We start from the raw sequence: 26,125 nt of genomic DNA, 5'->3' as shown, positions 1-26,125 counted from the left end.
ATCCTATGATTTATCTCGTGACTCTTCTACGCGGCCGCCTCCTCGTCTTCTGTGCGATCGCCATGTCTGCTCTCGTCCTGAGGCTGGCGGTCACCTCGTTCACCCCGCTTGCCTCGCAGATCCGGGAGGACATCGGATTCTCGCCGACGGTCGTCGGGGTGTTCGGAATGGTGCCGACGGCGATGTTCGCGCTGTTCGGACTGGGGACGCCGCTCATCGCCAAGCGGTGGGGCCTGGAACGGACCGCCCTCGTCGCGATGCTGATGGCCGCGGTCGGCATGCTCACGAGAGCCCTGATGAGCGACACCTGGTCGTTGCTGGCACTGTCGGCGCTGGCGCTGGCAGGCATGGGAATCGGCAACGTGGTGATTCCGCCGCTCGTCAAGCGTTACTTCTCCGACCGGCTGGCCGTGATGAGCTCGGTCTACATCGTCGGCGTGCAGATCGGCACCATCGCGCCCGCCTTCGTGGCCGTCCCGCTCGCCGAGGCGTTCGGCTGGCGGGTCTCGATCGGCGTGTGGGCGCTCCTCGGCTTCGCCGCGGCGGTCCCGTGGATCCTCCTCCTCACCCGCGAACGACGTCGCGCCGTGGTCGTGACGGCGCAACCGCCCGCGGACGTTCCGGCCGACCGTCCCCACGGGAAGGCCTGGCGGTCGCCCGTCGGCTGGGGCATGGCCGGCATGTTCGGGATGACGTCGATGATCACGTACTCGATGTTCACCTGGATCCCCGACATCCTGTCCGACGCCGGCGCGAGCGAGGCGTTCGGTGGTGCCATGGTGGGACTGTTCTCGTTCATGGGCCTCGTCGCGGCGTTCGGCGCCCCCACGCTGTGCGCGCGCATGCGCAACCCGTTCCCGGTCGTGATCGGGTGCGCGGTCTGCTACCTCGTGTCCTTCAGCGGCCTCCTGCTCGCCCCCATGAGCGCGCCCATCCTGTGGATCGTGCTGCTCGGGCTCGGGCCCAGCACGTTCCCGATGTCGCTGACGCTGATCAACCTCCGCACGCGCAGCCACATCGGCTCCGCGACGCTGTCCGGTTTCACCCAGGGCGTGGGCTACGCCGTCGCGTGCCTCGGTCCACTACTGTTCGGGGTGTTCCACGATGCTTCCGGCGGGTGGACCCTGTCGTTCGGATTCTTGACGTTCGGTGTGGTGATCCTCCTCTTCGCTGCGTTCCAGGCGTGCAAGCCGCGCATGCTCGAGGACAGCTGGCACGTCGATTCGGAGCCGCAGGACGCTCTTCGACACGCCTAGGAAACATGCAGGAAACCTCACATCGGCCCGGCTGAAAAGTGAGGATCAGTTGACGTCGCGGTCACCGACCGCAGCACCGCCGCAACACCGGTTTTCTACCTTTGGGTCTCCCACACAACGAGGAGGCCCGGGTGAAGAAGCACTACATCGAGCACTGGGACGCGGAAGACGTCGACGCCTGGGAGGCGGGCGGCAAGGACATCGCCAAGCGGAACCTGATCTGGTCGGTAGTCGCTGAGCACGTCGGCTTCTCCGTCTGGTCGATCTGGTCCGTCATGGTGCTGTTCATGCCGACCGACATCTACGGCATCGACGCGGCGGGCAAGTTCTTCCTGGTCGCGGTCCCGACCCTCGTCGGCTCGATTCTGCGAATCCCGTACACGGTGGCGACGGCCCGATTCGGCGGCCGGAACTGGACCGTCTTCAGCGCCCTGGTCCTGCTCGTGCCGACGCTGTTCACCCTGTACCTGATGATGAACCCCGGCGCGTCGTACACGACGTTCATCCTCGTGGCCGCCCTCGCCGGCGTCGGCGGCGGCAACTTCGCCTCGTCGATGACCAACATCAACGCGTTCTACCCGCAGCGGCTCAAGGGCTGGGCGCTCGGTCTCAACGCCGGCGGCGGCAACATCGGTGTCCCGATGATCCAGGTGATCGGCCTGCTCGTGATCGCCACCCTGGGTAACACGGAGCCCTGGATCGTCTGTGCCGTCTACCTGGTCTTCATCGCCGTTGCCGCGGTCGGCGCCGCCCTGTTCATGGACAACCTCGGCAACCAGAAGTCCGACCTCCGGTCGATGGCCAAGGCGCTGAAGTTCTCCGACTCGTGGGTCATCAGCTTCCTCTACATCGGCACGTTCGGATCGTTCATCGGCTTCAGCTTCGCGTTCGGCCAGGTCCTGCAGATCAACTTCCTCGCCGGTGGCGCCACCCCCGCGGAGGCTGCGCTGCGCGCCGCGCAGATCGCCTTCATCGGACCGCTGCTCGGCTCCATCGCGCGCCCGATGGGCGGCAAGCTCGCCGACCGCATCGGCGGCGGCAAGATCACGCTGTACACGTTCGTCGCCATGGCGCTCGCCGCCGCAGTGCTGGTGACCGCGGGCACCGTCGACGACGGCACGCCCGGCGCGGCAACGGCCGGAGTGCTGGTGGCATTCGTGTTCGGCTTCATCACCCTCATCCTGCTGGCGGGCATCGGCAACGGCTCGGTCTACAAGATGATTCCGTCGATCTTCGAGGCCAAGGCGCAGGGACTCGAGGGACTGAGCCGGGACGCCAAGGCGGCGTGGTCGCGGGCGATGTCCGGCGCCCTCATCGGGTTCGCGGGCGCCATCGGCGGCCTCGGCGGCGTCGGCATCAACCTGGTGCTGCGCGCGTCCTACGGCGGCACCGCGAAGTCGGCGACCATGGCGTTCTGGGTGTTCCTCGCCTTCTACATCGCCTGCATCTTCGTCACCTGGTTCGTCTTCCTGCGCCGCCCGTCCGTCACTCGTGGGCTCACCGTCTCCGACGGCGACGACGAAAAGGTGTCGGTCTCGGCGTGACCTCACGCAGTACCGCATGAACTCGAGCAATTCAGCTAGAAGGAGCGACGGCATGAGCCGCAAGTCAGCAGTGGTCATCGGACACGGAATGGTCGGACATCGATTCGTCGAGGCGTTGCGTGCGCGCGACGAGTCGGACGACTGGTCGGTGACGGTGCTCTGCGAGGAGCCCCTCCCCGCGTACGACCGGGTGGGACTGTCCTCCTACGTGGGGGCGTGGGACCCCAGGGAGCTTGCGCTCGCGGGTAACGACTACCCGGACGACGCTCTCGTCGACCTCCGGATCGGCCGCCGGGCCGCCACCATCGATCGGGAGTCCCGCAAGGTCACCACCGATTCGGGCGAGGTCGTCGCGTACGACGCTCTCGTCATGGCCACCGGTTCGTACCCGTTCGTGCCGCCGATCCCCGGGCACGACCGTCCGGAGTGCTTCGTCTACCGCACGCTCGACGACCTCGACGGCATCCGGAAGCGTGCCGACGCGGCCGGTCCCGGCGCCGTCGGTGTCGTCGTCGGTGGTGGTCTGCTCGGACTCGAGGCCGCGAACGCGCTCAAGTTGATGGGCATGACACCGCACGTCGTCGAGTTCGCGCCCCGGCTGATGCCGCTGCAGGTGGACGAGGGCGGTGGAGCGCTGCTCGCCAACCTGGTCACCGACCTCGGTCTCACCGTCCACACGGGTGTCGGCACCGCCGGCATCACCGAGGGTCCGGACGGGATCAGCGTCGAACTGTCCGACGGTTCGGTGATCGAGGCCGCGCTGCTGGTGTTCTCCGCGGGTGTGCGGCCGCAGGACCAGCTGGCCCGCGACGCCGGACTCGAGGTCGGCGAGCGGGGCGGGATCATCACGGACCTCGGCTGCCGCACGTCGGACGAGAACATCTACGCGGTCGGCGAGTGCGCCGCGGTGGAGGGACGGTGTTACGGCCTCGTCGCTCCCGGCTACACCACCGCGGAGATCGTCGCGGACCGGCTGCTCGGCGGGGCGGCGGAGTTCCCGGGCGCCGACCTGTCCACCAAGCTCAAGCTGATGGGCGTGGACGTCGCCAGCTTCGGCGACGCGCACGCTCAGACCCCCGGCGCACTGGAGGTAGTTCTCAGCGACGCCGCCAAGGGCACCTACGCCAAGCTGGTCGTGTCCGACGACGCGAAGACGCTGCTCGGCGGCATCCTCGTCGGCGACGCCTCCGCGTACGCGTCGCTGCGCCCGCTCGTCGGCCGCGAACTGCCGGGCGATCCGGCCTCGCTCATCTCGCCGGCGGGGGAGAAGCCCGGCGCCGGGTCCCTTCCCGACGACGCCGAGGTCTGCTCGTGCAACGGCGTCACCAAGGGGTCGATCTGCGGTGCCATCGCCGACGGCGCCTGCGACATCGCGCAGGTCAAGAGCTGCACCAACGCCGGAACGACGTGCGGCGGCTGCCTGCCGACCATCAAGCAGCTCCTCGCGTCGTCCGGCGTGGTGATGTCGAAGGCGCTGTGCGAGCACTTCGAGCAGTCCCGCGCCGAACTGTTCGAGATCGTGCAGGCCACGGACACGCGCACGTTCTCCGCGCTGATCTCGAAGTACGGGAAGGGTTCGGGCTGCGACATCTGCAAGCCCGTCGTCGCGTCGATCCTGGCGTCCACCGACTCGGACCACATCCTGCACCGCAACCAGGCGGGTCTGCAAGACACGAACGACCACTTCCTGGCCAACATCCAGAAGAACGGCACGTACTCGGTGGTGCCGCGGATGCCCGGCGGCGAGTGCACGCCCGAACAGCTCATCGTCATCGGCGAGGTGGCCCGCGACTTCGGCCTCTACACGAAGGTCACCGGTGGTCAGCGCATCGACCTGTTCGGCGCCCGTGTCGAGCAGTTGCCCGCGATCTGGAAGCGTCTCGTCGACGCGGGCATGGAGTCCGGTCAGGCCTACGGCAAGTCGCTGCGCACCGTGAAGAGCTGCGTCGGATCCACCTGGTGCCGGTACGGCGTGCAGGACTCCGTGGGGATGGCGGTTGACCTGGAGAACCGGTACCGCGGCCTGCGGTCCCCGCACAAGATCAAGTTCGGTGTTTCCGGCTGTGCCCGCGAATGCGCCGAGGCGCGCGGCAAGGACGTCGGCGTCATCGCCACCGAGAACGGCTGGAACCTGTACGTCGGCGGCAACGGCGGCCAGTCTCCGAAGCACGCCCAGTTGCTCGCCGGTGGGCTCGACGACGAAACCCTCGTCCGCTACATCGACCGGTACCTCATGTTCTACATCCGCACCGCGGACCGTCTCCAGCGCACCGCGCCGTGGGTCGACTCCCTCGAGGGCGGGCTCGACCACCTCAAGGCCGTGGTGTGCGAGGACAGCCTGGGCATCGCCGCCGATCTCGAGGCGGCCATGGCCAAGCACGTTCTGGGATACAAGGACGAGTGGGCGGGCGTGCTCGAGGACCCGGAGAAGCTGTCGCGGTTCGTGTCGTTCGTCAACGCGCCCGAGGAGGCCGATCCGACCGTCTCGTTCGACGACACGGGCGTCCGGAAGGTCCCGGTGTTGATGGGAATGCCGAAATTCGCAGCTTCTACATCGGAGTAATCCCCGCTTAACGCTGCGGAAACACCGACCCCGAACGATGTATCCAAGCACGGATACACACCAGCCCGAAGGAGGACTGTGATGACCGTCGTCGACATGAACGTGCACAGTGCCAGTGGAACCAGGCGTGAAAGCGTCCAGTCAGGCCGTCTCGAATGGACGTCCGCGTGCCCGCTCAGCCAGCTGATTCCCGGTCTCGGGGTGGCGGTGCTGCTGCGGGGCGGGGAGCAGGTGGCACTGTTCCTGCTCGAGGACGGATCGCTGCGCGCCGTGGGCAACATCGACCCGTTCGGGCGCGCGGCCGTGATGTCCCGCGGCCTCGTTGGTGACCGGGCCGGCGAGCCTACCGTGGCGTCGCCGCTGCTCAAGCAGGTGTTCTCGCTGGTCGACGGACGCTGCCTCGACGACGAGTCGGTGCGGCTGCCCGTGTACGACGTGCGGGTGTGGGCCGGCGTCGTCCAGGTTCACAGCACGAACGCGTGAACGACGACACGCCGCTGTGCGGGTTCACGATCGGAATCACGGCGTCCCGGCGTGCGGAAGAGTTCGCCACGCTGCTGACGCGGCGCGGCGCCACCGTCGTGCACGCCCCGGCCATCCGCATCATCCCGCTGGCCGACGACACGGAACTCGAGCGCGTCACACGCCAGATCATCGACAACCCGCCGGAGATCGTCGTCGCGACGACGGGGATCGGCTTCCGCGGCTGGATTGAGGCCGCGGACGGCTGGGGCGAAGCGGAGGAGCTGGGCCGCGCACTGGCCTCGAGCCGCCTCCTGGCCCGCGGACCCAAGGCGAAGGGCGCGATCCGGGCCGCAGACCTGCGGGAAGAGTGGTCACCCGCCTCGGAGTCGTCGGCGGAGGTGCTCGATCACCTGCTCGGTGAGGGCGTCGAAGGCAAGCGCATCGCGGTCCAGCTGCACGGTGCCACCACGGAATGGGAGCCGGTCGCGGACTTCTGCGAGGTGCTCCGCTGCGCGGGCACCGACGTGATCGCCGTCCCCGTCTACCGGTGGACGCCGCTCGAGGACCAGGCCCCGATGGACCGGATGATCGAACTGATCGCCTCCGGCGGACTCGACGCGGTCAGCTTCACCAGCGCACCGGCGGTGGCCTCGCTGCTGACCCGCGCCAAGGAGACCGGAATGATCGAGATGGTGCTGCATTCGTTCCGGCACCGAGTGCTCGCGGCCTGCGTGGGACCGGTGACCGCCGGACCGCTGCGCGAACTCGAGGTGCCGACGACGATGCCGGCACGCTCGCGGCTGGGGGCACTCGCCCGGCACATCGCCGACGAGCTGCCGAGGCGGGCGAACAAGATCCAGACCGCCGGACACGAGCTGAGCATCCGCGGCGGATGCGTCGTCGTCGACGGCGAGGTGCGGCAGCTGCCCCCCGCCGCCATGTCGCTGATGCGCACACTCGGCGCCCGTCCCGGCCGGGTCGTGCCGCGGGACGAACTGCTCGCGGCGCTGCCCGGTGGCGGCGGCGACACCCACGCCGTGGAGACGGCCGTGGCGAGGCTGCGCGCATCCCTGGGCGCACCGAAAGCCGTCCAGACGGTGGTCAAGCGGGGATATCGCCTCGCGCTCGACCCCGTCGACTGCGTCGATTCACGTGAGGAGGGACAGCAGTGAACGAGACAGCACTGGTACTGGTGGCACACGGAACGCGGAGTCCCCGGGGCGTGGAGATGATCGCCGCGCTCGCCGACGCCGTCGCCGAGCAGGTCGGACCGACCCGGGTGTCCTTCGTGGACGTTCTCGGGCCGTCGCCCGCCGAGGTGCTCCGCGACATCACCGGGCCCGCCGTCGTGGTCCCGGCGTTCCTCGCGTCGGGCTACCACGTCCACACCGATGTTCCGCGGGAAGTCGCGGACAGCGGTCACCCGTCGGTGGCCGTGACCCGGGCGCTGGGACCGGACCCCGTTCTCGCGGAGGTCCTGCTGCGGCGGCTGGTCGACGCGGGCTGGCGGCCCGGCGACGCGGTCGTGCTCGCCGCGGCCGGCTCGTCCGACCCGCGGGCCCTGCGCGACGTCCGGCGCGCCGCGGCGCTGCTGTCGGAACTCGTGGCGTCGCGCGTCCGGATCGGCTACGTGGCGACAGCGCAGCCGCGCGTCCCCGACGTGGTGGCCGGACTGCGGGCGGACGGCGAGAATCGCGTGTTCGTCGCGTCGTATCTCCTGGCCCACGGACTGTTCCACGCGCGTCTCGCCGATGCCGGTGCGGACGGAGTAGCCGAGCCGCTCGGTGTCGATCCGGCCATCGTCGGCCTCGTGGCGGAGCGCTACCGCAGTGGAATTCCGGCCGCGCTGCGCACACTGTCGTTCCAGCGCTGAACCGTCAGCGCGGTAGCGGGATCAGCTCGGCCAGATCGCCGTCGGCCGCACCCGCCGGGACCAGCGCCAGCGCCTCGCGGTCGATCAGGCCCGCGAGATGCGCGGTCCGGATTCCGGGGTCGACACGCCACGTGCCGTCCGGTTGCGGGACGGCGGGCAGGATCCGGGTGGCGTCGCCACTGACCTCGGACGCATTCGCGATACGTCCCAGCTGACGCGGCGCCGGGGTGCGACCGGTGAGTGCGGCCGCGATGGACGGAACCGTGGTCAGGAGCGTCACGACCGCGGCGTACGGGTTTCCGGGCAGCCCCAGCACCACCCGACCGTCGGGTAGCAGGGCGGTCACCTGCGAACCGCCCGGGCGGCACCGCACCCGCCCCACCACGATCCGGGCCTCCGCCCGGTCGAGCGCGGCACGCAGCTGGTCGGCCGCGCCGCCACCGGTCGCCCCGACGATCACGATCAGATCGGGCTGGCGGACTTCCCGGAACAGTTCGTCGAAGCTGTCGGACGTGTCCCGCAGGTGGGTGTCGGCGACCGTCCGGATGCCGCACCACGAGAGGAACTGGGGGAGAACGGGTCCCAGGGCGTCCCGCGTCTGCCCGTGTCGCAGCGGACCGTCCCGCCGGATCTCGTCACCCGTCACCACCACGTGTGCGCGGACGGGGCCGCGAACCCCCGCGGTGGTCACCTCCGCGCTCGCGGCGGCGGAGACGAGTGCGGGCGTGACGGCCGTGCCCTCCACTGCGAGCCGGTACCCCTCATGCCAGTCCTCCCCCCGCCGCCGCGCGTCGTCGCGCACGGTGGCGTCCTCCTTGCGGGACAGTCGCGGTCCCTCGGAAATGTCTGTCACCACGGCGAATTCGTCCCGCACGATGGCGGTGGCACCGCTGGGGAGGTGCGCGCCCGTCGCGATCCGGGCCGCTTCGCCCTCCGCCAGCTCGAGTTCCTCGGAGCTCCCCGCGTACCGGATGTCGTCGCGCAGCACCCACGGACCGTCGCCTGCGACGGCGTATCCGTCCATGGCGGAGACGGCGATGCGCGGCAGAGCTTCGGCGGCGAGCAGCGGCTCGGCGAGGGTGGCGCCGAGCGACGTGCCGAGTGCCGCGGACCGCGGTGGGAGCGGGGGGACGGCGGTCAGGATCGCGTCCCGGGCCTCGTCGATCGTGACCGGCGTCGCCGCGGCCCTGCTCCGGGCCCGCTCGACGTCCTCCGGTGTGTCGCAGTCCGTGACGCCGCGGAAGAGGACCGTGTCGAACGTGTCCGGAACGAGTGCCTTCATGGGCTGGTTGACCGCCGATCCGAGCGAGCGCACACGGTCGGTCAACGCGCCGACGCGCCACGCGGACAACAGGAACTGCAGGCGGCCCGACTCGTCGATCGCGAACACGGTGTCGGCGTCCTGCACGGCGGCGGCGAGGGCCGCCACCATCGTGGGTTCCGCGAACGGCAGGTCCGACGCGAGCAGAATCACCCGGTCGTCCGGTTCGGCGTCGAGCACGGCGAGTCCGGCGGCCACCCCCGCGACCGGCCCGGCGCCCGGCGGCGTCTCCTGCGTCTGGAGCACCGTCGAATCGAGGTCGGCGCGCCGAGGTCCCACGACGACGATGCGCTCACAGTCGTCGACGGCGTCGAGCGCGGTGTCGAGCATCCGGCGTCCGCCGACCACCACGGCCGGCTTGTCGACGCCGCCCATCCGAGTGGCTCGTCCACCGGCGAGGACGATCGCGTGAACGGGTGCGGCAGAGTTCATTCCCTCATGCTGCCGCACACCCTCAGTCGCTGTGCAGGTGGCTGCGCGGAGGTCCGGCGAGCCCGGACCGTCCGCCGTGCGCCGTGCTGACGCAGAGCCAGGCCACCGACGCCAGGCTGAGGGCCAAGAGGATTCCAATTACCAGCATGTATCGATTGTCGGGGCAAAGTGGACCGCGAATTCCAGTCCTCTGTGGGAAAGTGGCCTGTATGAGTGTCGAACCAGTCCGAAGCGTCTCGGCAGCCGAGTTGGCGGTGCTGCTCGGTGCGGCGCCTACCGGCGGGCAACCGCTGTACCGCGGGCTCGCCGACGCCCTCCGCGAGAGGGTGGCGGACGGGTCGATGGCCGTGGGAGTCCGGCTGCCCGCCGAACGGGCCCTCGCGGAGGAGCTGCGGCTCAGCCGGGTGACCGTCAGTGCCGCGTATCGCGAACTGCGCGAGTCCGGTTGGGCGTCGGCGCGGCACGGATCGGGCACGTTCGTGGCGATGCCGTCGGGGCCGCCGGCGTGGGGGAGCATGGTGGGCGCGCCGGTGGACGGTGTCATCGACCTCGTCAACGCCGCGCCTGCGGCCGCCCCCGAGCTCAGGGAGGCGTATCTCGACGCAGTCGACGAGCTGCCCCGTTTCATGCCCCAGCACGGTTACCACCCCGGCGGACTGACGACGCTCCGGGCGGCGATAGCAGACCATTACACGCGGCGGGGTCGACCCACCACCGCGGACCAGATCCTCGTCACCGGTGGCGCAGGCGATGCCACCGAAGTGGTCTTCGAGGCTCTGGTCGAGGCGGGCGACCGCGTCCTGGTCGAACATCCGACCTACCCCGGCGCGGTCGAGTCCGTGCAGGCGGCCGGCGGCAGACCCGTTCCGGTGCCGATCGATGCGACCGACCCGGACGCGTTCGTCGCCGAGGCGGACCGGGCTGCGCGGCAGAGCGCCCCGACGGTGGCGTACCTGATGTCGGACTTCTCCAACCCGTCGGGGGCCAGGGCGACTCTCGAAGGCAGGCGGCGGCTGGCCGCGACCCTGGCCCGCCACGGCGTGGTGACCGTCGTGGACGAGGTGGCGGCGGAACTCGTGCTGGACGATTCGGACGACCTCGAGCCGTTCGGCGTCCCGGTCCCGGAATCGGCGACCGTGGCGATCGGCAGCCTCAGCAAGACCGTGTGGGGAGGTATCCGCATCGGCTGGGTGCGCGCCGAGGCCGCCCGCACCGCGCAGATGGCCAAGATCATGGCGCGCAGGCAATTGTCGGTCTCGGTGCTGGATCAGCTTGCCGCCGTGCGGTTGTTCGCCTGGCACGACCGCCTGGTCGCGCAGCGCCGCCGCGACCTGCGGGTGCAGCGGAACGCGCTCGCGGCGGCGGTGGACGAGCGGTTGCCCGGGTGGGACTACGTGCTGCCCGCCGGGGGACTGTCCCTGTGGTGCACCCTTCCTGCCGGAACGAGTTCGACGGAACTCGTCGCCTCGGCGCGGTCGAGGGGCTTGCTCCTGGCTCCCGGGCCCCGGTTCGGTACCGGTCATCTGTTCGACGACCACCAGCGGTTGCCCTTCACGCGGCCGGTGTCCGAGCTGACCGCGGCCGTGAATGTCCTTGCCACCCTGGTCGTGTCCGGCGACGCCTCGATGTCCGCGACGCCGACGCTCGTCGTGTGAAGTACCTGTGAATCGAAGTATCGGTCAGAGACCACTTCGGTACCGGGAAAGGGGCTGATCTTTATCGACGCTCTGGCATAGTGATGCCGTCGACCCGCTCGCTGAATTGTGGGGTATGTCATGGGCTCGTTGTTCCGCAGATCCTTCGGCACCGCTGTACTCGGCTCGGTCCTCGCGCTGACTGCCGCCCTCGTGGGCGCAGGCACCTCCGCGGCACAACCGCCGTTGCTGTTGCCCCCCTTGCTGTCCCCACCCGCTGCCGACGCGATCTTCCCCGTCGCCGACCCGGACCCCTTCTACATCCAACCCGCGGACGTCGCCGACCATGCTCCGGGCGAAGTCCTGAAGATCCGCCAGCTGCCGCCGTCGTACTACTTCCCCGGTAGCGCGATGTGGGAGCTGTTGTTCCGGACCACCGACTCCGAGGGCAGGCCGATCGCGGCGAACACCACATACGTGCTGCCCCCGAACCACGTCCCGGACGGTCCGCTGGTGTCGTACCAGCACATCATCAATTCGCTGGGCAACAAGTGCAAGATCGTCACCGAGCTCTACACCACCGACCCGCTGCACCAGATCCGCGAGGCCGCCGGACTCAACATCGCACTCGCACGCGGGTGGGCAGTGGCGCTGCCCGACCATCTGGGACCGAGGATGGCGTACGGCGCGGCGAAGCTCGGAGGCCAGATCACCCTCGACGGCATCCGCGCCGTCCAGCAGGTCCCCGAACTCCAGGTGCAGAACAGCAAGGTCGGGCTGGGCGGATACTCCGGCGGCGGCATGGCCACGGCCTGGGCGGCGGCGCTGGCCCCGAGTTACGCCCCCGAACTGAACATCGTCGGCGCCGCCGAAGGCGGAACCCCGATGAACCTGGTGAAGATGGCGGAGGCGCTGGGCACCAACCCGCACCCCGCGTTCGGTCTCGCGATGGCCGCCGCGCTGGGGCTGGAACGCGAATACCCGGACCGCATCGACGTCAGCGGCCAGCTCAACGATCAGGGCCGCTGGATGAAGCAGATGATCGGCAACGGATGCACCAACGAGATCATGCTGTTCGGAATCGGGCGCAGCGCATCACAGATGACCGACAACAAGAACTTCATGGACGACCCGGAAGCGTGGAAGGTGATGGAGGAGAACAGCCTGGAGCTCTATCCGGGCGTGCCCACCACGCCGATCTTCGAATGGCACAGCCCGACCGACGCGCTGATCCCGGTCGATTCGATCGACACCACCCTGCAGCGGTACTGCGACGCGGGCACTCCGGTGCAGACGCTGCTCACTCCGACCCCCGACCACCTGTCGGCGGCGGCGCTGGGACTGCCCCAGGGGCTGGACTGGATGGACGCCCGGTTCCGCGGTGATCCCGCGCCGAGCACCTGCTGAGGCGGCGGGACGTCAGCCGGCCTGATCGAACCGGTGTCGTGCGGCCGCGAGATCCACGCGGCCGTCCCGGATGGGAACACCCTCGAGTTCGAGTTTCGCGATCTGGCGGTGCGCGAGGTGCGGCGCCGGTCGTCCCGACGCGCCCAGCACCCGGTGCCAGGGGAGGTCGGCGGAGTCGGTACGCATGATCCAGCCGACCGTCCGCGCGCTGGACAGGCCTGCCGCCGAGGCGATGTCGCCGTAGGTGGCAACCCGGCCGGGCGGAATCGCCGCGACCAGCGCGCGGACCGCCTCGATCTGTTCCTCCGTCGTCGCGACCATCACTCGACCATCAGAGGAGCGTGCGGACGAGCTCGGCGACCTCGTCGGGCCGGGCCTGCGGCACCATGTGATCGCAGTCGAGGTCGACGGCAGTGAGGTTGTCGCCCAGATGATCAGTGAGAGCCTTGCGGAACTCGGGTGTGACGTACGGCGGCTGCACCTTCGACGCCTGCACGAGGACGGTCGGCAGGTGCGCGGGCGGCAGGACGGCCTCGCGTGCGAGCTCGCCCCACGCCGTGACGACCGCCGGGGTGGACAGCCGCCAGTTCACCCGGCCGTTCGCCAGCGGCACCAGGTGTTCGGCGATCTCGTTCTCGAGGACCTCGCGTGCCACCTCACCCCACGAGCCGTGCACCTTCTCGGACCGGGCCTCTGCGACGTCGGTGTAGTCGGGGGAGGAGATGGTGAGATCCGCCACGGACTGCATCAGCTCGGGATCGAGTCCGATCGCGGGATCGAGCAGCACGAGTCCCCGGACGCGGTCGGGGACGGCCCGCGACAGATGCAGTGCCAGGGCGCACCCGAACGAGTGGCCCACCACCAGGACCGGTCCCCGCGCGTGTGCGTCGAGTGTGTCGACGAGACTCGCGACGTGGGCCTCGAGATTCCATGGCGGCGACCACGTGGAGCGGCCGTGCCCGAGCAGGTCGGGGGAGATCCAGCGGGCGTCCGGCAGCTGGTCGGTGGCCAGCGCCTCCCACCGTCTGCCATGACCGGTGAGTCCGTGCAGGGCGAGGATCTCCTTGCCGTCCTCGGCGCCGAACAGGTACGTATTCAGTGCTGACACGTGACCCATGATGCCGGATCGGGTCGCCGCACGAGATGTCGGACCGTTCTGGTGGAATGCCACCCATGACGGAATCGGCGGTGCGCACCAGGACGTCGGTTCCCCGTGCCCGGCTCGTGCACCGCCGGAACCCGGTCCGCGAGGCGCGGGTGTGGGACGACGCCACGCAGCGGGTCCTCACCGCGCCGCCCCTCGGCCTGGGCTGGAATCCCTGGCAGGTGCTCGGCGGCCCCGGAACGGGCAAGACGTCGCTTCTCGTCGACGTCGCGGTGGACCGGATCGCCGGTGGCGAAGACCCGGAGTCGGTGCTCGTCCTGACGCAGTCGAAGCGAGCGGCGTGCCGGGTCCGCGAAGAGGTCACCGGCGCCCTCGTCGGCCATGACGAACACCACGGCCCCCGCGCCACGCGCGAACCGCTCGTGCGCACTGTCCACTCCTACGCCTTCGCGGTGCTGAGACTGCAGGCCGCCGCCCACGGAAATCCGCCGCCGCGCCTCATCACCGGCGCCGAACAGGACGCCGTGCTGCGCGAGATGCTGCACGGCGACATCGCGGACGGCGGTGAGATGTGGCCCGAACGGCTGCGTCCAGCACTGGCACTGGGCGGCTTCGCCGTCGAGCTGCGCGACCTCATGCTGCGCTCGAGCGAGCGGGGCCTCGGCCCTGAAGACCTGATCAAGCTGGGGCAACGTCACGCCCGTCCCGAGTGGGTGGCGGCGGGAATGTTCGCCGCCCGGTACGAGCACGGCATGCTGCTGCGCGGTGCGGTCGGGGTCGAGGCCCCCGAGGCCACGGCGCCTGCGCTCGACGCCGCCGAACTCATCGGCGCGGCCCTCACCGCGTTCGCCACCGACCCGGACCTGCTGCGCACCGAGCGTGCCCGGGTGCGGCACCTGCTCGTCGACGACGCCCAGCACCTCGATCCGCAAGCCGCGGAACTCGTCCGGCTCGTCGGCACCGGTACCCGCACCACGGTCGTCGCCGGCGACCCGGACCAGTCGATCTACGGCTTCCGCGGTGCCGACCCGACGTTCCTCGCCGAGCTGGCCGACAAGGGCGATCCCCGGCAGGTGTTGCTACCGGTCAACTTTCGCAGTTCGACGGAGGTCGCGGCCACGGCGGCCCGGATCACGTCCCGGCTTCCGGGGCATCTGCCGCACCGGATCTGGAGCCCGGCGCAGGACGGCGGACGAACCTCGGTCCGGGTGCTGAGCACGGCGGCGAAGGAGGCCGCGCTCATCGCCGACACCCTGCGTCGCGCCCACCTCCTCGACCGGGTGCCGTGGTCGGAGATGGCGGTGATCGTGCGCTCGGTTCCGCGGGTCCTGGCGCCGCTGCGTCGCGCCCTGCTGGGTGCGGGTGTGCCCGTCACCACCGCGGCATCCGAGTTGCCGCTGGCCCGTCAACACGGGGTGTCGGGACTGATGCTGGTGCTGCGGGCACTGTCGGGGCAGGAATTCACGGGCGAGGACGCACTCGCTCTGCTCGCCGGCCCGGTCGGCGGCGCAGAACCCGTGGCGCTCCGGCGTCTACGCCGGGGCCTGCGGCGCGCCGAGCTGGCGTCCGGCGGCGATCGCGACTCGGCGGAGCTCCTTCGTCTCGTGCTGGTGGGCGAGACCGACAGCACCCGCAGGGTCACCGCCAAATTGACCGACGTCGAAGCGGCATCCCTGAACCGGGTGCTGTCCGTGCTGCGCAAGGCGAAGGTGCCTCTGGACCGCGGGCGCGGCATCGAGGACGTGCTGTGGGCGGCATGGCAGGCCACCGGACTCGAACGCCGCTGGTCGGCGGCCTCCGCTCGCGGGGGGCCGATCGGGGCACAGGCCGACCGCGACCTCGACGCCGTGGTCGCCCTGTTCGACGCCGCGGCGAGTTACGTCGACCGCCTCCCGCGCGCGCAGCTCGCCGGGTTCGTCGACTATCTGACCGGGCAGGCCATTCCCACCACCCGGAACGTCTCCGCGGTCCCGGTCGACGCCGTCTCGGTGCTCAGCGCCCACTCGGCTGCCGGCCGTGAATGGGACGTCGTCGCGGTCGCGGGTGTGCAGGAAGGGCTGTGGCCGAGTCTGCGGGCCCGCGGCAGCCTGCTCGGCACCGAGGCGCTGATCGACCTGACGGCGGGAGTGTCCGACGGCAGCGAGACGGCCGCCGACCGGATGTCGCGCACCGCACCGCTCTTGGCCGAGGAACGCAGGCTGTTCCTGGTGGCGTGCAGCCGGGCGAGGCGGAGTCTGCTCGTCACCGCGGTCGACTCCGCCAGCGGCGACGCCGATCTCGTTCACTCCCGTTTCGTCGACGAACTGCTCGCCGGAGACCAGGATGCGGACGTCGAGGAGGCAGTCGTGCAGGGGGAGGATCCGGCGACCCGGGTCCTGGCCCTCCCTGCCCTCGTCGCCGAATTGCGCAGCGTGGTCTGCGATCCGGACGTCGCGGAATCCGATCCCGACCGGCAGGAACGTGCGGCGCGCCAGCTCGCCCGGCTCGCCGACGCCGGCGTGCGCGGCGCACACCCGGACCAGTGGTACGGCACAGCCGAACCGAGCACCGGCGTGGCGTTGTGGAACGAGGAGGACGGACCGGTGTCGCTGTCGCCGTCCACCATCGACCTGCTCAACACGTGCCCGCTGCGGTGGTTGCTCGAACGGCACGGCGGGACGGATGGCGACAACACCCACGCCATCGCCGGAACGCTCGTGCACACGCTGGTGCAGGCGCTCGCCGGGCGGATCCCGCCCGATCAGGTGGAACGCGCGCTCGAGAACGCCTGGGAGTCGATCGATCTGGGATCTCAGTGGTACTCGCGGCACGAACTCGACCGGACCCGGGACATGCTCGCCACCTTCACTTCCTGGCTGGGTAACACCCGGTCCGAACTCACCGAGGTCGGTGTCGAGGTGGCAGTCGACGGCGTCCTGGAACCGCGGGAAGAGGGTTCCCCGACGATCCGGCTGCGGGGGCGGATCGACCGGCTCGAGCGCGATGCCGAGGGCAGGCCCGTCATCGTCGACGTGAAGACCGCCCGCTCACCGGTCACCAAGGACGACGCCCAGCAGCACGCCCAGCTGGCGGCGTACCAGGTGGCGGCGGCGACCGGTGCGATCGACGGGGAGCCGGCGTCGAAACCCGGTGGGGCGCGGCTGGTCTTCGTCGCCAAACCACACAAGAAGGAAGGCGCGACCCAGCGGGTGCAGGCACCGCTGTCGGACGAGGACCTCGAGACGTGGCTCGCGGTCATCCACGCGGCAGCGGCGGCCACCAAGGGGCCGGAGTTCCTCGCCCGCGTCAACGACGGTTGCCGGCACTGCCCGGTGCGCACGAGTTGCCCCGCGCACGACGAGGGACGGCAGGTGACGTCGGAATGACGATCCGTATCGACCCGGTGGAACTCGCCGTCGGCCTGGGTCAGCACCCACCGACCGCGGAGCAGGCCGCCGTCATCGCGGCACCCCTCGGCCCGACCCTCGTCGTCGCGGGGGCAGGCGCGGGCAAGACCGAGACGATGGCGGCCCGCGTCGTGTGGCTGGTGGCCAACGGTGTCGTCGACCCCGAGGCGGTGCTGGGGCTGACGTTCACCCGGAAGGCGGCGCAGCAGCTGACCGCCCGGATCAGGAAACGCCTTGCCCGGCTGGCGGGTTCGGACCTGCTCCGCAGGGTCGACCCGAGCGGCGACCTGCGATCGCGAATCCTCGCGGGCGAACCGGAAGTCAGCACCTACCACTCCTACGCCGGGCGACTGCTGTCCGAGCACGGGCTGCTGCTGCCCATCGAACCCTCGGCGACGCTCCTGTCGGAGACGGAACTGTGGCAGCTGGCGCACCGGGTGGTCAGCTCGTGGGACGGCGACCTCGACACCGACCGGAATCCGGCGTCCGTCACCGAAGCCGTGCTCGCATTGTCGGGGCAGCTGGCCGAGCACCTCGTCGAACCGGACGATCTGCGGGAGGCGCACACCGAGCTCGACAAGCTCGTCCACACCCTGCCCGCCGGACCGCGGCAGCGCGGCGGCCCCGGCAAGGAACTGCTCGACATCCTCGACACCCAGCACCGGCGGGTGGAGCTCCTACCACTGGTGCAGCGTCTCGCGGACACTCTGCGCCGGGAAGGTGCGCTCGACTTCGGCAGCCAGATGTCGCTGGCGGCACGGGTCGCCGCGGACCACCCCGAGGTCGGAGTCGCCGAGCGCACACGCTTCCGGGTGGTGCTGCTCGACGAGTACCAGGACACGGGACACTCGCAGCGGGTGCTGCTGTCGTCCCTGTTCGGCGGCGGTCTCGACGGCGAACTCGCGCTCACCGCGGTGGGCGACCCCATGCAGTCGATCTACGGCTGGCGTGGTGCCTCGGCGGCCAACCTACCGCGCTTCGCCACGGATTTCCCGCTGACGCACGGAGATCCGGCGCCGACGCTGGAACTGCTCACGAGCTGGCGCAACCCGCCGGAGGCCCTGGCCCTGGCCAACATGGCGTCGGCGTCCCTGCGTGAGCGGGGCGTGTCGGTCAGTACGCTGCGGGCGCGACCACAGGCCGTCCCGGGTGATGTGCGGCTGGCCCTCACCGGTGACGTCGTGCAGGAACGCGCATGGGTGGCCGACCGCATCGCCGAACAGTACGCGGACGCCACGAGCCGGGGCGAGGACCCACCGACCGCCGCGGTGCTGATCCGCCGCAATGCGGACGCCGCACCGATCGCGGAGGTCCTGCGGTCCCGGGGTCTGCCGGTCGAAGTGGTCGGTCTCGGCGGGCTGCTCCACACCCCCGAGGTGGCGGACGTCATCGCGATGCTCCGGGTGGTCGCCGACCCGATGGCGGGCAGTGCCGCCGTGCGGATGCTGACCGGGGCGAGATGGCAGATCGGGGCCGCCGATCTGACGGCGCTGTCGCGGCGAGCCTCCGAACTGGCCATCGGAACCGGCTACGGCACCACCGGCGCCGTCACCGATTCGACCGCTCTGGCCGACGCCGTCGGCGAGGCGCTGCCCGGTGAACACGCGGAGCAGGCCGGGCTGGCGGACGCTCTGGCGGATCCCGGTCCTGCCGAACGCTATTCGCAGGTCGGCTACGCACGGATCACCGCCGTCGCGGCGGAGTTGGCGTCTCTGCGTGAGCGAATCGGGCAGCCACTCACCGAGCTGGTGGCCGAGGTGGAACGGACGCTGGGTATCGGCATCGAAGCGCAGGCGCGGACGCGGCGGTCGGCGCGGGGAAGTGCGGGCCGCGAACATCTCGACGCCTTCGCCGACGTCGTCGCCGGGTACGCGAGCCGCACGTCGGCCACCGTCACCGGACTGCTCGCGTTCCTGTCGGCCGCGGAGTCGGTCGAGAAGGGTTTGGCGCCGGGCGAAGTCGAGGTGGACCCGCATCGCGTGCAGGTGCTGACGGTGCACTCGGCGAAGGGGCTGGAGTGGGAAGTGGTGGCGGTACCGCACCTCACGGCCGGGGTCTTTCCGTCGCGGACGGCGTCCGGGTCCTGGCTCGGTGCCGTCGGTGAACTGCCACCCTCGCTGCGCGGAGATCGTGCGCGGCCGGGGGAGTCGGCCGACGGCGTGCCCGTTCTCGACCTCGAGAACCTGTACGACCGGAAGGACCTCGAGGAGGCCGTGAAGGCGCACAAGGCGGCGCTGGCCGCGCGCAAACTCGACGAGGACCGCCGGCTGTTCTACGTTGCACTCACTCGTACCGAACGGGTGCTGTTCGCTTCGGGTCACCACTGGGCAGAATCTGGAACCGAGCCCAAGGGTCCCTCCGAGTTCCTCACCGAACTGCGCGACACGGTGACGGACGAAGAGCACGAGGGAATCGGGATCGTCGACATCTGGGCGCCCGCACCCGAACCCGAGGAGCAGAACCCGCTGACCAGCACCCCCAAGTCGGCTGTGTGGCCGCGGGATCCGCTCGGCCTCCGCCGGGAGTCGGTCGAGCGGGGCGCGGCGTTGGTCGTCGCGGCGCTGAAGGGTGCCGGCGAGCCGGCACCGGCCGGCGAGGACGACGATCCCGAGAACTGGGCAGCCGACGTCGACGCCCTTCTCGCGGAGCGGGAAGCGCGGGCCAATGCGCGCACCGAGGTGGTGTTACCCGGTCAGTTGTCGGTGAGCCAGCTCGTCGAACTCGAAGCCGACCCGGACGCCCTGGCCGCCAGGCTGCGGCGTCCGCTGCCGTACCCGCCGAATCCGCTGGCCCGCCGCGGTACCGCATTCCATGCCTGGGTGGAGCGCCGCTTCGGGGCCACCCGGCTGCTCGACCTCGACGAGCTGCCCGGTGCCGCCGACACGGGTGCGGGCCCCGACACCGACCTCGCGACCTTGCAGGACGCGTTCCTGCGCTCGTCCTGGGCGGACCGCAACCCGACCGAGGTGGAAGTGCCGTTCGAGACGTCGGTGGCGGGGACGGTGCTGCGCGGCCGGATCGACGCGGTGTTCACCGACCCCGACGGCGGGTGGACGGTGATCGACTGGAAGACCGGCGCCGAGCCGAGCGCGGCCAACGAGAAGGCCGTCGTGATGCAGCTGGCCGCGTACCGGCTGGCGTGGGCCGAGCTGATGGACGTTCCGATCGAGCGGGTGCGCGCCGCGTTCCACTACGTGCGGACCGGACGGACGATCGCGCCGGAACACCTGCCCGACGCCGACGCACTCGCCCGTCTCCTCCGTTCCGCCGGTTCTCCCGAGGAGGAGGTCAGGCCTGACGCCGAGCCTTCAGTGACTCGGTGACCAACGGGATCTGCAGCGGAAGACGCAGCAGCGCACCGGCTTTCTGTACGTTCGTCGTCTTGGAGCTCTTCAGCCAGTCCACCGCCATGTTGACGTTGGCAGGGAAGACGGCGACGAACAGGAGTGCAGCGAGGCCGCCACCGAGCCTGCGGGTTCGCGGCACGGCGAGCGCGGTGCCGATGGCGAGCTCGGCGACGCCCGACACGTATGTGTAGGTGCGGGCCTCGCCCGGAAGTTGGGTGGGGACCGTGGAGTCGAAGAACTTGGGGGCGACGAAGTGCATCGTGCCCGCGCCGAGTAGCAGCGCGGCAAGGCGGAGTGCGGGCTTCTGGCTCGGTCGTGGTGTGTTGCTCTCTCGTTGCATGACGTCAGCTTGCCCGAACGACTCGGTTCGCGACAACGAGGCTCCGACGTGTCACCGATGGGGCAATCGGGGTTAGGCTGCCAGCCGATGTCGGAGTTCAGCGCAACGTGGAGACGAACATATGGCCGGTAGGCTGCGTGAGAGATTGAGCAGGTCGGACACCCTGACCGACCGGCCTGACTTCGCGTTGGTGGGTGTGCTCCGGATTCCGGAGCTGCAGACCAGTCCGGCGCGGGCGATCTACCGCCGCGTGGGTATCGCCCTGGCGGCGTTGGCGTTGGCGGTTCTCATCGTCTACATCGACCGGGCGGGCTACCGCGACGCGCAGGACAACGAATTGTCGCTGCTCGACTGCATCTACTACGCGACGGTGTCGTTGTCGACGACGGGCTACGGCGACATCACCCCGTTCACACCGTCCGCGAGGCTCGTGAACGTTCTCCTGATCACGCCTCTTCGAATCTTCTTCCTCATCGTCCTGGTCGGTACGACTCTCTCCGCGCTCACGCAGAGCTCCCGGCAGGCGTTCAAAATTCAGCGTTGGAGGCAGCACGTGCGCAATCACACCGTGGTGATCGGCTACGGAACCAAGGGACGCACCGCGATCGACGCGATGCTCGGCGACGACGTTCCGCCGTCGGAGATCGTGGTGGTCGACACCGACCACGCGGTGCTCGACTCGGCGGCCAGCAAGGGCCTCGTCACGGTCCACGGGTCCGCCACCAAATCGGATGTGCTGCGGTTGGCGGGCGCGCAGAACGCGTCGGCGATCATCGTCGCCGCCAACCGCGACGACACCGCGGTGCTGGTGACGCTGACGGCGCGCGAGATCGCACCGAAGGCGAAGATCGTCGCGGCGATCCGCGAATCCGAGAACACGCACCTGCTGCGGCAGTCCGGCGCCGATTCGGTCGTGGTGTCCTCCGAGACCGCGGGCCGGCTCCTCGGCATCGCCACGAAGACGCCGAGTGTCGTCGAGATGATGGAGGACCTCCTGACTCCGGAGGCCGGATTCGCGATCGCGGAGCGCCCGGTGGAGCGGGACGAGATCGGCGGCTCCCCGCGTCACCTCGCGGACATCGTGCTCGGTGTGGTGCGGGACGGGCGGTTGATCCGGGTCGGCTCGCCGGAGGTCGATTCGATCGAGGAGAACGACCGACTGCTGTACATCCGTCGGGTCGCCAACTGATCGGCAGTAGTGTCGACGGCGTGACTGCATTCCGGCTGAACGACACCCCGCTCCTGTCCCGCTCCGCTGTCGGCCGGGCCGAGGAATTGCGTTCGGACACGGACGCGCTGCGAGCGGGCTGGCGGGATGCGCTGCTGCTGCGCGTCAATCACCGCGGACAGGTGCGGGTGGGCGACGAGGGCCTGGTGTTCGCGGACGCCACCGAACTCGGTCCCGAACCGCAACGGGGGGCGGTGTTCCTCGGCATCCGCAAGGACCGGCACGTGTGGGCGGTGCGGGTGCAGGCGCTGACCGGCGAGCTGGCCGATCTCCGGATGCTGGGCGGGACGCTGGACGACGCGGACGCCGGCGTGCTCACCGGGGCCCTCGCGATGCTCAACTGGCACGACAGCGCGGGCTTCAGCGCGCTCGACGGCGCCCCGTCGGAGCCGACGATGTCGGGGTGGTCGCGGATCTCGACGAGCACCGGGCACGAGGAATTTCCCCGCACCGATCCGGCGGTCATCTGCCTCGTGCACGACGGCGGAGATCGGGTCCTGCTGGCCCGGCAGCCCACGTGGCCGGCGCGGCGGTTCTCGATCCTGGCCGGATTCGTCGAGGCCGGCGAATCGCTCGAGACGTGCGTCGTCCGGGAGATCAAGGAAGAAGTGGGTGTCGACGTCCGTGACGTCCGCTACCTCGGTAGCCAGCCGTGGCCGTTTCCCCGTTCGGTGATGATCGGGTTCGCGGCCGTGGGCGATCCCGACGCCCCGCTGACGTTCGCGGACGGCGAGATCGCCGAGGCCCGCTGGTTCACCCGGGACGAGGTGCGCACGGCACTCGAACTCGGCGACTGGGCGTCGGACACCGACGCCCCGCTGCTGCTCCCGGGTTCGATTTCCATCGCGCGCGGAATCATCGAGTCCTGGGCGGGAGCAGCGACGGAGTCCTAGACGCCGAGGAGCTTCTTGACCTGCGACAACGACGGGTTGGTCGCGGTGCTGCCGTCGGCGAACTTGACGGTGGGGACGACGTGGTTGCCGCCGTTGACGCTGCCGACGAACTCTGCCGATGCCGGATCGTCCTCGATGTCGATCTCCACGTAGCCGATGCCGGATTCGTCCAGCTGCGTCTTCAGGCGCCGGCAGTAGCCGCACCAGGTGGTGGAGTAGATGGTCAGGGCGGGGGTGTCGGTAGCAGTCACGGCGGATATAACACCACGACTCCGTCGTGTGTTCCCACTGCGGTGTTCGTCCGCTTCGCGCCGTGTCGGTTGCCCCTGTCATGATGGACGCCATGTCAGCAGCCGGCGCAGCAGAGGTGACGAGTACCGGTCTCGATCCCGAACAGTCCGCAGCGGTACTCGCTCCCCGGGGTCCGGTGTGTGTGCTGGCGGGGGCAGGAACAGGGAAGACCCGGACCATCACCCGGCGTATCGCGCACCTCGTGGCCAGCGGACACGTCGCGGCGGGGCAGGTGCTGGCGGTGACGTTCACGGCCCGCGCGGCAGGCGAGATGCGCGGCCGGCTGCGCAGCCTGGGGATCGGTGACGGGGGAGCGCAGGTCCAGGCGCGCACGTTCCACGCCGCCGCGCTGCGACAGCTGAGGTACTTCTGGCCGCAGGTGATCGGCGACACGGAGTGGCGGCTGCTGGACCGCAAGTTCGCGGTCGTTTCGTCCGCCGCCGGGCGGGTCGGGCTGTCCACCAGCACGGAAAGCGTCCGCGACCTGGCGAGCGAGATCGAGTGGGCCAAGGCCTCGCTGATCGCGCCGGAGGACTACCCGCGAGCGGTGGCGAAGTTACGCCGGGAGGCGCCGGTCGACGCCGCGAAGGTCGCCGAGGTGTATCACGGCTACGAGCAGCTCAAGGCCCGCGGCCAGGACGGGATGCTTCTCGACTTCGACGATCTCCTGCTCCACACGGCGGCGGCCCTCGAGGAGCATTCGGCTGTCGCGGAGGAGTTCCGCGACCGTTACCGGTGCTTCGTCGTGGACGAGTACCAGGACGTCACTCCGCTGCAGCAGCGTGTCCTCGACGCGTGGCTCGGGGAGCGGGACGATCTCACCGTCGTCGGTGACGCCAACCAGACCATCTACTCGTTCACCGGCGCCACACCCAATTACCTGCTCGACTTCTCACGCCGGTTCCCCGAGGCCACCGTCGTGCGTCTCGAGCGCGACTACCGATCGACCCCCGAGGTCGTGTCGATGGCGAACCGGGTGATCGGAGCGGCCCGCGGCAGGATCGCGGGCACCCGTCTGCAGCTGATCGGCCAACGCGATTCCGGGCCGGAGCCGAGTTTCGTCGAGTTCGACGACGAGCCGGCGGAGGCCGCCGGGGTGGCGCGCACGATCAAGCGGCTCATCGCGTCCGGCACGCCGGCCGCGGAGATCGCGGTGCTGTACCGGATCAACGCCCAGTCCGAGGTGCACGAGCAGGCGCTGACCAAACTCGACATCCCGTACCAGGTTCGGGGCGGAGAAGGGTTCTTCACGCGTACCGAGGTGCGCCAGGCGGTGGCGGCGCTCCGTCAGGCCGCAGGCCGCGACGACCTGCCGGATGCGGTCGGCGCCGACCTGGTCACGCTCGTCCGAGCCGTCCTCGCCCCGCTGGGGCTGACGGACGCGGAACCGGCGGGTGCACAGGCTCGTGAACGGTGGTCGTCGCTGTCGGCGCTGGTCGCGCTCACCGAGGAGCAGCTGACCCAGGACCCGGAGTTGACGCTCGACGCGCTGTTGCGCGAACTGAGTCTGCGGGCCGAGGCACGGCACCCACCCGTCGTACAGGGTGTGACACTCGCGTCCCTGCACGCCGCCAAGGGGCTCGAGTGGGACGCCGTGTTCCTCGTCGGGCTCACCGACGGAACGCTGCCCATTCAGCACGTGCTCGGCGACTCCAACTCGGCACCGGACGAAGCGGCCGTCGAGGAGGAGCGCCGGTTGCTGTACGTCGGCGTGACCCGCGCCCGGGAGCACCTGCAGATGTCGTGGGCGCTGTCCCGGAACGAGGGCGGCCGCAAGTCGCGGCGTCGTTCGCGGTTCCTGCACGGACTCATCCCCGAAGATTCCCCTGCCTCGCGGATCGCGGCGCCCGTCAAGAGCAACAAGAAGCGTCCACGGTGCCGGCTGTGCGGAAAACCGCTGATCGGGACGACCGCAACCATGCTCGGTCGCTGCGAGGGGTGCCCGTCGAACGTCGACGTCGAATTGCTCGAATCGCTGCGGTCGTGGCGGCTGGAGAAGTCGCGGGAGCTGAAGGTCCCGGCGTACGTGGTGTTCAGCGACAACACGTTGACGGCCCTCGCCGAGCAGCGGCCGCAGGACGATCGCGGGCTCGTCGCGATCCCTGGGATCGGTGCGAAGAAGCTCGAGCAGTTCGGCGAGGACGTCCTCGGTGTGATCAAGGGAAGCGGTAGTCCCTGAACGACTCCCACGCCGCAGGGGAGTAGCGCGCATCACTGCAGGTCAAAAATAGGTTGTGCGGTTCTGGAGAATTGCCTACTGTGGTTTCAGTGCGCGGGGAGACCCGTGTGGTTCACATCGGATCGAGAAGAAATGGAGGTGGCAGTGAAATGACGAAGTTCCAAGCACATGAGACGGCAGTCGCTGCTGCCTCCGCACTGTTCGGCATGAACGCGGCGGAAACGGCACCGGCGATCGTCTGGTCGGCAGCCCGTCGTCGTCCCGCAGCAGCAGTCGAGTCCGTGTATCGGAGTTGTCGAGGAATCCCTCGGTAGACCAACTCCCACCGTCTTTTCAAGGCCACGGACCCGCATCGCGGACCGTGGCCTTTGTAGTTCGAGCACCCTTCCCGCTCGCAGCCTCGGCTCTGGTTCGCACCCATTTCATCGAACCGAAGAGATTGACCGTCGCAATGAGAGCAGAGGAGAAGGACGTGTCTACCGTGACATGCCGAGGGGTATCCGAAACCTCAACCGCCACAAGCGGATTTGTTCAGATAGTGTCCGCGCGTGGTGACCTGCCCTGCCGGGTCGATGATCCCGACCTGTGGTTTGCGGACTCTCCCACCGAGCTGGAACAGGCGAAGGCGCTGTGCGCGTCCTGCCCGATCCGCTCCCGCTGCCTCGACGCGGCCCTCGATCGGGGTGAGCCGTGGGGCGTGTGGGGTGGGGAGATCTTCGACCAGGGTGTCGTGATCGCCCGCAAGCGTCCCCGGGGACGTCCGCGCAAGACTCAGACTCTGGTCTGTGCGTAGGAACCGGTACGGGGCGGGAGAATTCGGGCGTTCGCCCGGCCACTCACACGAGTGGGCCGGGCGGACGC

General features: G+C 69.9%; 20 protein-coding genes. 14 read left to right on the top strand and 6 right to left on the bottom strand.

Annotated features, from left to right (window positions below; all coding sequences use genetic code 11):
* Positions 1-5: 5 nt before the first annotated feature.
* The 6 genes from WKC72_RS28555 (at position 6) to WKC72_RS28530 (ending at position 7,701) form a co-directional block, all read left to right on the top strand.
* A complete protein-coding gene (locus tag WKC72_RS28555) occupies positions 6-1,256 on the top strand; it encodes an MFS transporter (protein ID WP_112299310.1) in 1,251 nt (416 codons plus the stop codon).
* A gap of 131 nt (positions 1,257-1,387) precedes the next feature.
* Positions 1,388-2,800 (top strand): MFS transporter, encoded by a 1,413-nt coding sequence (locus WKC72_RS28550; protein ID WP_052033811.1) that lies wholly within the window; start codon positions 1,388-1,390, stop codon positions 2,798-2,800.
* Positions 2,801-2,852: 52 nt separating this feature from the next.
* Positions 2,853-5,363, top strand: a complete 2,511-nt coding sequence (gene nirB, locus WKC72_RS28545) for a nitrite reductase large subunit NirB (RefSeq protein WP_370180511.1) — start codon at positions 2,853-2,855, stop codon at positions 5,361-5,363.
* Between the two features lie 81 nt (positions 5,364-5,444).
* Positions 5,445-5,846: a nitrite reductase small subunit NirD gene (gene nirD / locus WKC72_RS28540; RefSeq protein WP_005574158.1), complete on the top strand. Its 402-nt coding sequence runs from the start codon at positions 5,445-5,447 to the stop codon at positions 5,844-5,846.
* Positions 5,843-7,000, top strand: a complete 1,158-nt coding sequence (locus tag WKC72_RS28535) for a uroporphyrinogen-III synthase (protein WP_370180509.1) — start codon at positions 5,843-5,845, stop codon at positions 6,998-7,000. Before nirD ends, WKC72_RS28535 begins: the two co-directional genes overlap by 4 nt.
* Positions 6,997-7,701, top strand: a complete 705-nt coding sequence (locus WKC72_RS28530) for a sirohydrochlorin chelatase (RefSeq protein WP_370180507.1) — start codon at positions 6,997-6,999, stop codon at positions 7,699-7,701. The genes WKC72_RS28535 and WKC72_RS28530 overlap by 4 nt, the downstream gene beginning before the upstream one ends.
* A 4-nt stretch (positions 7,702-7,705) precedes the next feature.
* Here WKC72_RS28530 and WKC72_RS28525 read toward each other — a convergent pair whose 3' ends face one another.
* Both WKC72_RS28525 and WKC72_RS28520 read right to left on the bottom strand, forming a co-directional pair.
* A complete protein-coding gene (locus WKC72_RS28525) occupies positions 7,706-9,454 on the bottom strand; it encodes an NTP transferase domain-containing protein (RefSeq protein ID WP_370180506.1) in 1,749 nt (582 codons plus the stop codon).
* 22 nt (positions 9,455-9,476) lie between these two features.
* Positions 9,477-9,602 carry a hypothetical protein gene (locus WKC72_RS28520; protein ID WP_255221814.1) on the bottom strand — a complete coding sequence of 42 codons (126 nt, stop codon included), beginning with the start codon at positions 9,600-9,602 and terminating at the stop codon, positions 9,477-9,479.
* A 61-nt stretch (positions 9,603-9,663) separates the two neighbouring features.
* On the opposite strand from WKC72_RS28520, the gene WKC72_RS28515 reads away from it, so the two are divergent.
* Together WKC72_RS28515 and WKC72_RS28510 are read left to right on the top strand one after the other, a co-directional pair.
* Positions 9,664-11,109: a PLP-dependent aminotransferase family protein gene (locus tag WKC72_RS28515; RefSeq protein ID WP_370180505.1), complete on the top strand. Its 1,446-nt coding sequence runs from the start codon at positions 9,664-9,666 to the stop codon at positions 11,107-11,109.
* 120 nt (positions 11,110-11,229) lie between these two features.
* Positions 11,230-12,495, top strand: coding sequence for a lipase family protein (locus WKC72_RS28510; RefSeq protein ID WP_370180504.1), 1,266 nt, complete (start codon positions 11,230-11,232; stop codon positions 12,493-12,495).
* A gap of 12 nt (positions 12,496-12,507) precedes the next feature.
* On the opposite strand, the gene WKC72_RS28505 is transcribed toward WKC72_RS28510, so the two are convergent.
* Both WKC72_RS28505 and WKC72_RS28500 read right to left on the bottom strand, forming a co-directional pair.
* The gene (locus WKC72_RS28505; protein ID WP_370180503.1) at positions 12,508-12,816 is read right to left on the bottom strand and encodes an MGMT family protein; all 309 of its coding nucleotides are present in this window, start codon (positions 12,814-12,816) and stop codon (positions 12,508-12,510) included.
* Positions 12,817-12,826: 10 nt separating this feature from the next.
* Positions 12,827-13,612: an alpha/beta fold hydrolase gene (locus WKC72_RS28500; protein WP_037245727.1), complete on the bottom strand. Its 786-nt coding sequence runs from the start codon at positions 13,610-13,612 to the stop codon at positions 12,827-12,829.
* Positions 13,613-13,668: 56 nt separating this feature from the next.
* Here WKC72_RS28500 and WKC72_RS28495 point away from each other — a divergent pair, with 56 nt between their 5' ends.
* On the top strand, positions 13,669-16,965 hold the full coding sequence (locus WKC72_RS28495) for an ATP-dependent helicase (protein ID WP_370180502.1): 3,297 nt from the start codon (positions 13,669-13,671) through the stop codon (positions 16,963-16,965).
* Positions 16,962-20,309, top strand: coding sequence for an ATP-dependent helicase (locus WKC72_RS28490; RefSeq protein WP_370180501.1), 3,348 nt, complete (start codon positions 16,962-16,964; stop codon positions 20,307-20,309). The genes WKC72_RS28495 and WKC72_RS28490 overlap by 4 nt, the downstream gene beginning before the upstream one ends.
* On the opposite strand, the gene WKC72_RS28485 is transcribed toward WKC72_RS28490, so the two are convergent.
* Positions 20,275-20,673 carry a MauE/DoxX family redox-associated membrane protein gene (locus WKC72_RS28485; RefSeq protein WP_128639000.1) on the bottom strand — a complete coding sequence of 133 codons (399 nt, stop codon included), beginning with the start codon at positions 20,671-20,673 and terminating at the stop codon, positions 20,275-20,277. The genes WKC72_RS28490 and WKC72_RS28485 overlap by 35 nt on opposite strands.
* Before the next feature lie 121 nt (positions 20,674-20,794).
* Here WKC72_RS28485 and WKC72_RS28480 point away from each other — a divergent pair, with 121 nt between their 5' ends.
* The gene (locus WKC72_RS28480; protein ID WP_037245219.1) at positions 20,795-21,862 is read left to right on the top strand and encodes a TrkA family potassium uptake protein; all 1,068 of its coding nucleotides are present in this window, start codon (positions 20,795-20,797) and stop codon (positions 21,860-21,862) included.
* Positions 21,863-21,882: 20 nt separating this feature from the next.
* Positions 21,883-22,794 (top strand): NAD(+) diphosphatase, encoded by a 912-nt coding sequence (gene nudC / locus WKC72_RS28475; RefSeq protein WP_037245222.1) that lies wholly within the window; start codon positions 21,883-21,885, stop codon positions 22,792-22,794.
* Here the strand turns inward: nudC and WKC72_RS28470 are convergent.
* Positions 22,791-23,045 (bottom strand): mycoredoxin, encoded by a 255-nt coding sequence (locus WKC72_RS28470; RefSeq protein WP_037245224.1) that lies wholly within the window; start codon positions 23,043-23,045, stop codon positions 22,791-22,793. The genes nudC and WKC72_RS28470 overlap by 4 nt on opposite strands.
* Positions 23,046-23,125: 80 nt before the next feature.
* On the opposite strand from WKC72_RS28470, the gene WKC72_RS28465 reads away from it, so the two are divergent.
* Entirely contained in the window at positions 23,126-25,264 is a 2,139-nt protein-coding gene (locus WKC72_RS28465; RefSeq protein WP_112299319.1) for an ATP-dependent DNA helicase UvrD2, read from the top strand.
* Between the two features lie 451 nt (positions 25,265-25,715).
* Positions 25,716-26,057, top strand: a complete 342-nt coding sequence (locus tag WKC72_RS28460; RefSeq protein ID WP_016883149.1) for a WhiB family transcriptional regulator — start codon at positions 25,716-25,718, stop codon at positions 26,055-26,057.
* Positions 26,058-26,125: the final 68 nt, after the last annotated feature.

The sequence above is a fragment of the Rhodococcus wratislaviensis genome (assembly GCF_041228765.1).
Taxonomy (GTDB): Bacteria; Actinomycetota; Actinomycetes; order Mycobacteriales; family Mycobacteriaceae; genus Rhodococcus_F; species Rhodococcus_F wratislaviensis.
Note: the sequence above shows the minus strand (reverse complement) of the source record. Positions and strands in the feature narration are given on the sequence as shown.

Bases quoted from the DNA above. Each gene is read 5' to 3' on its own strand.
- nirB (WP_370180511.1), top strand. From the start codon at position 2,853: ATGAGCCGCAAGTCAGCAGTGGTCATCGGACACGGAATGGTCGGACAT.
- WKC72_RS28490 (WP_370180501.1), top strand. From the start codon at position 16,962: ATGACGATCCGTATCGACCCGGTGGAACTCGCCGTCGGCCTGGGTCAG.
- WKC72_RS28495 (WP_370180502.1), top strand. From the start codon at position 13,669: ATGACGGAATCGGCGGTGCGCACCAGGACGTCGGTTCCCCGTGCCCGG.
- nirD (WP_005574158.1), top strand. From the start codon at position 5,445: ATGACCGTCGTCGACATGAACGTGCACAGTGCCAGTGGAACCAGGCGT.
- WKC72_RS28510 (WP_370180504.1), top strand. From the start codon at position 11,230: ATGGGCTCGTTGTTCCGCAGATCCTTCGGCACCGCTGTACTCGGCTCG.
- WKC72_RS28485 (WP_128639000.1), bottom strand. From the start codon at position 20,673: ATGCAACGAGAGAGCAACACACCACGACCGAGCCAGAAGCCCGCACTC.
- WKC72_RS28460 (WP_016883149.1), top strand. From the start codon at position 25,716: ATGAGAGCAGAGGAGAAGGACGTGTCTACCGTGACATGCCGAGGGGTA.
- WKC72_RS28480 (WP_037245219.1), top strand. From the start codon at position 20,795: ATGGCCGGTAGGCTGCGTGAGAGATTGAGCAGGTCGGACACCCTGACC.
- WKC72_RS28505 (WP_370180503.1), bottom strand. From the start codon at position 12,816: ATGGTCGCGACGACGGAGGAACAGATCGAGGCGGTCCGCGCGCTGGTC.
- WKC72_RS28515 (WP_370180505.1), top strand. From the start codon at position 9,664: ATGAGTGTCGAACCAGTCCGAAGCGTCTCGGCAGCCGAGTTGGCGGTG.
- WKC72_RS28500 (WP_037245727.1), bottom strand. From the start codon at position 13,612: ATGGGTCACGTGTCAGCACTGAATACGTACCTGTTCGGCGCCGAGGAC.
- WKC72_RS28525 (WP_370180506.1), bottom strand. From the start codon at position 9,454: ATGAACTCTGCCGCACCCGTTCACGCGATCGTCCTCGCCGGTGGACGA.
- WKC72_RS28555 (WP_112299310.1), top strand. From the start codon at position 6: ATGATTTATCTCGTGACTCTTCTACGCGGCCGCCTCCTCGTCTTCTGT.
- WKC72_RS28465 (WP_112299319.1), top strand. From the start codon at position 23,126: ATGATGGACGCCATGTCAGCAGCCGGCGCAGCAGAGGTGACGAGTACC.
- WKC72_RS28520 (WP_255221814.1), bottom strand. From the start codon at position 9,602: ATGCTGGTAATTGGAATCCTCTTGGCCCTCAGCCTGGCGTCGGTGGCC.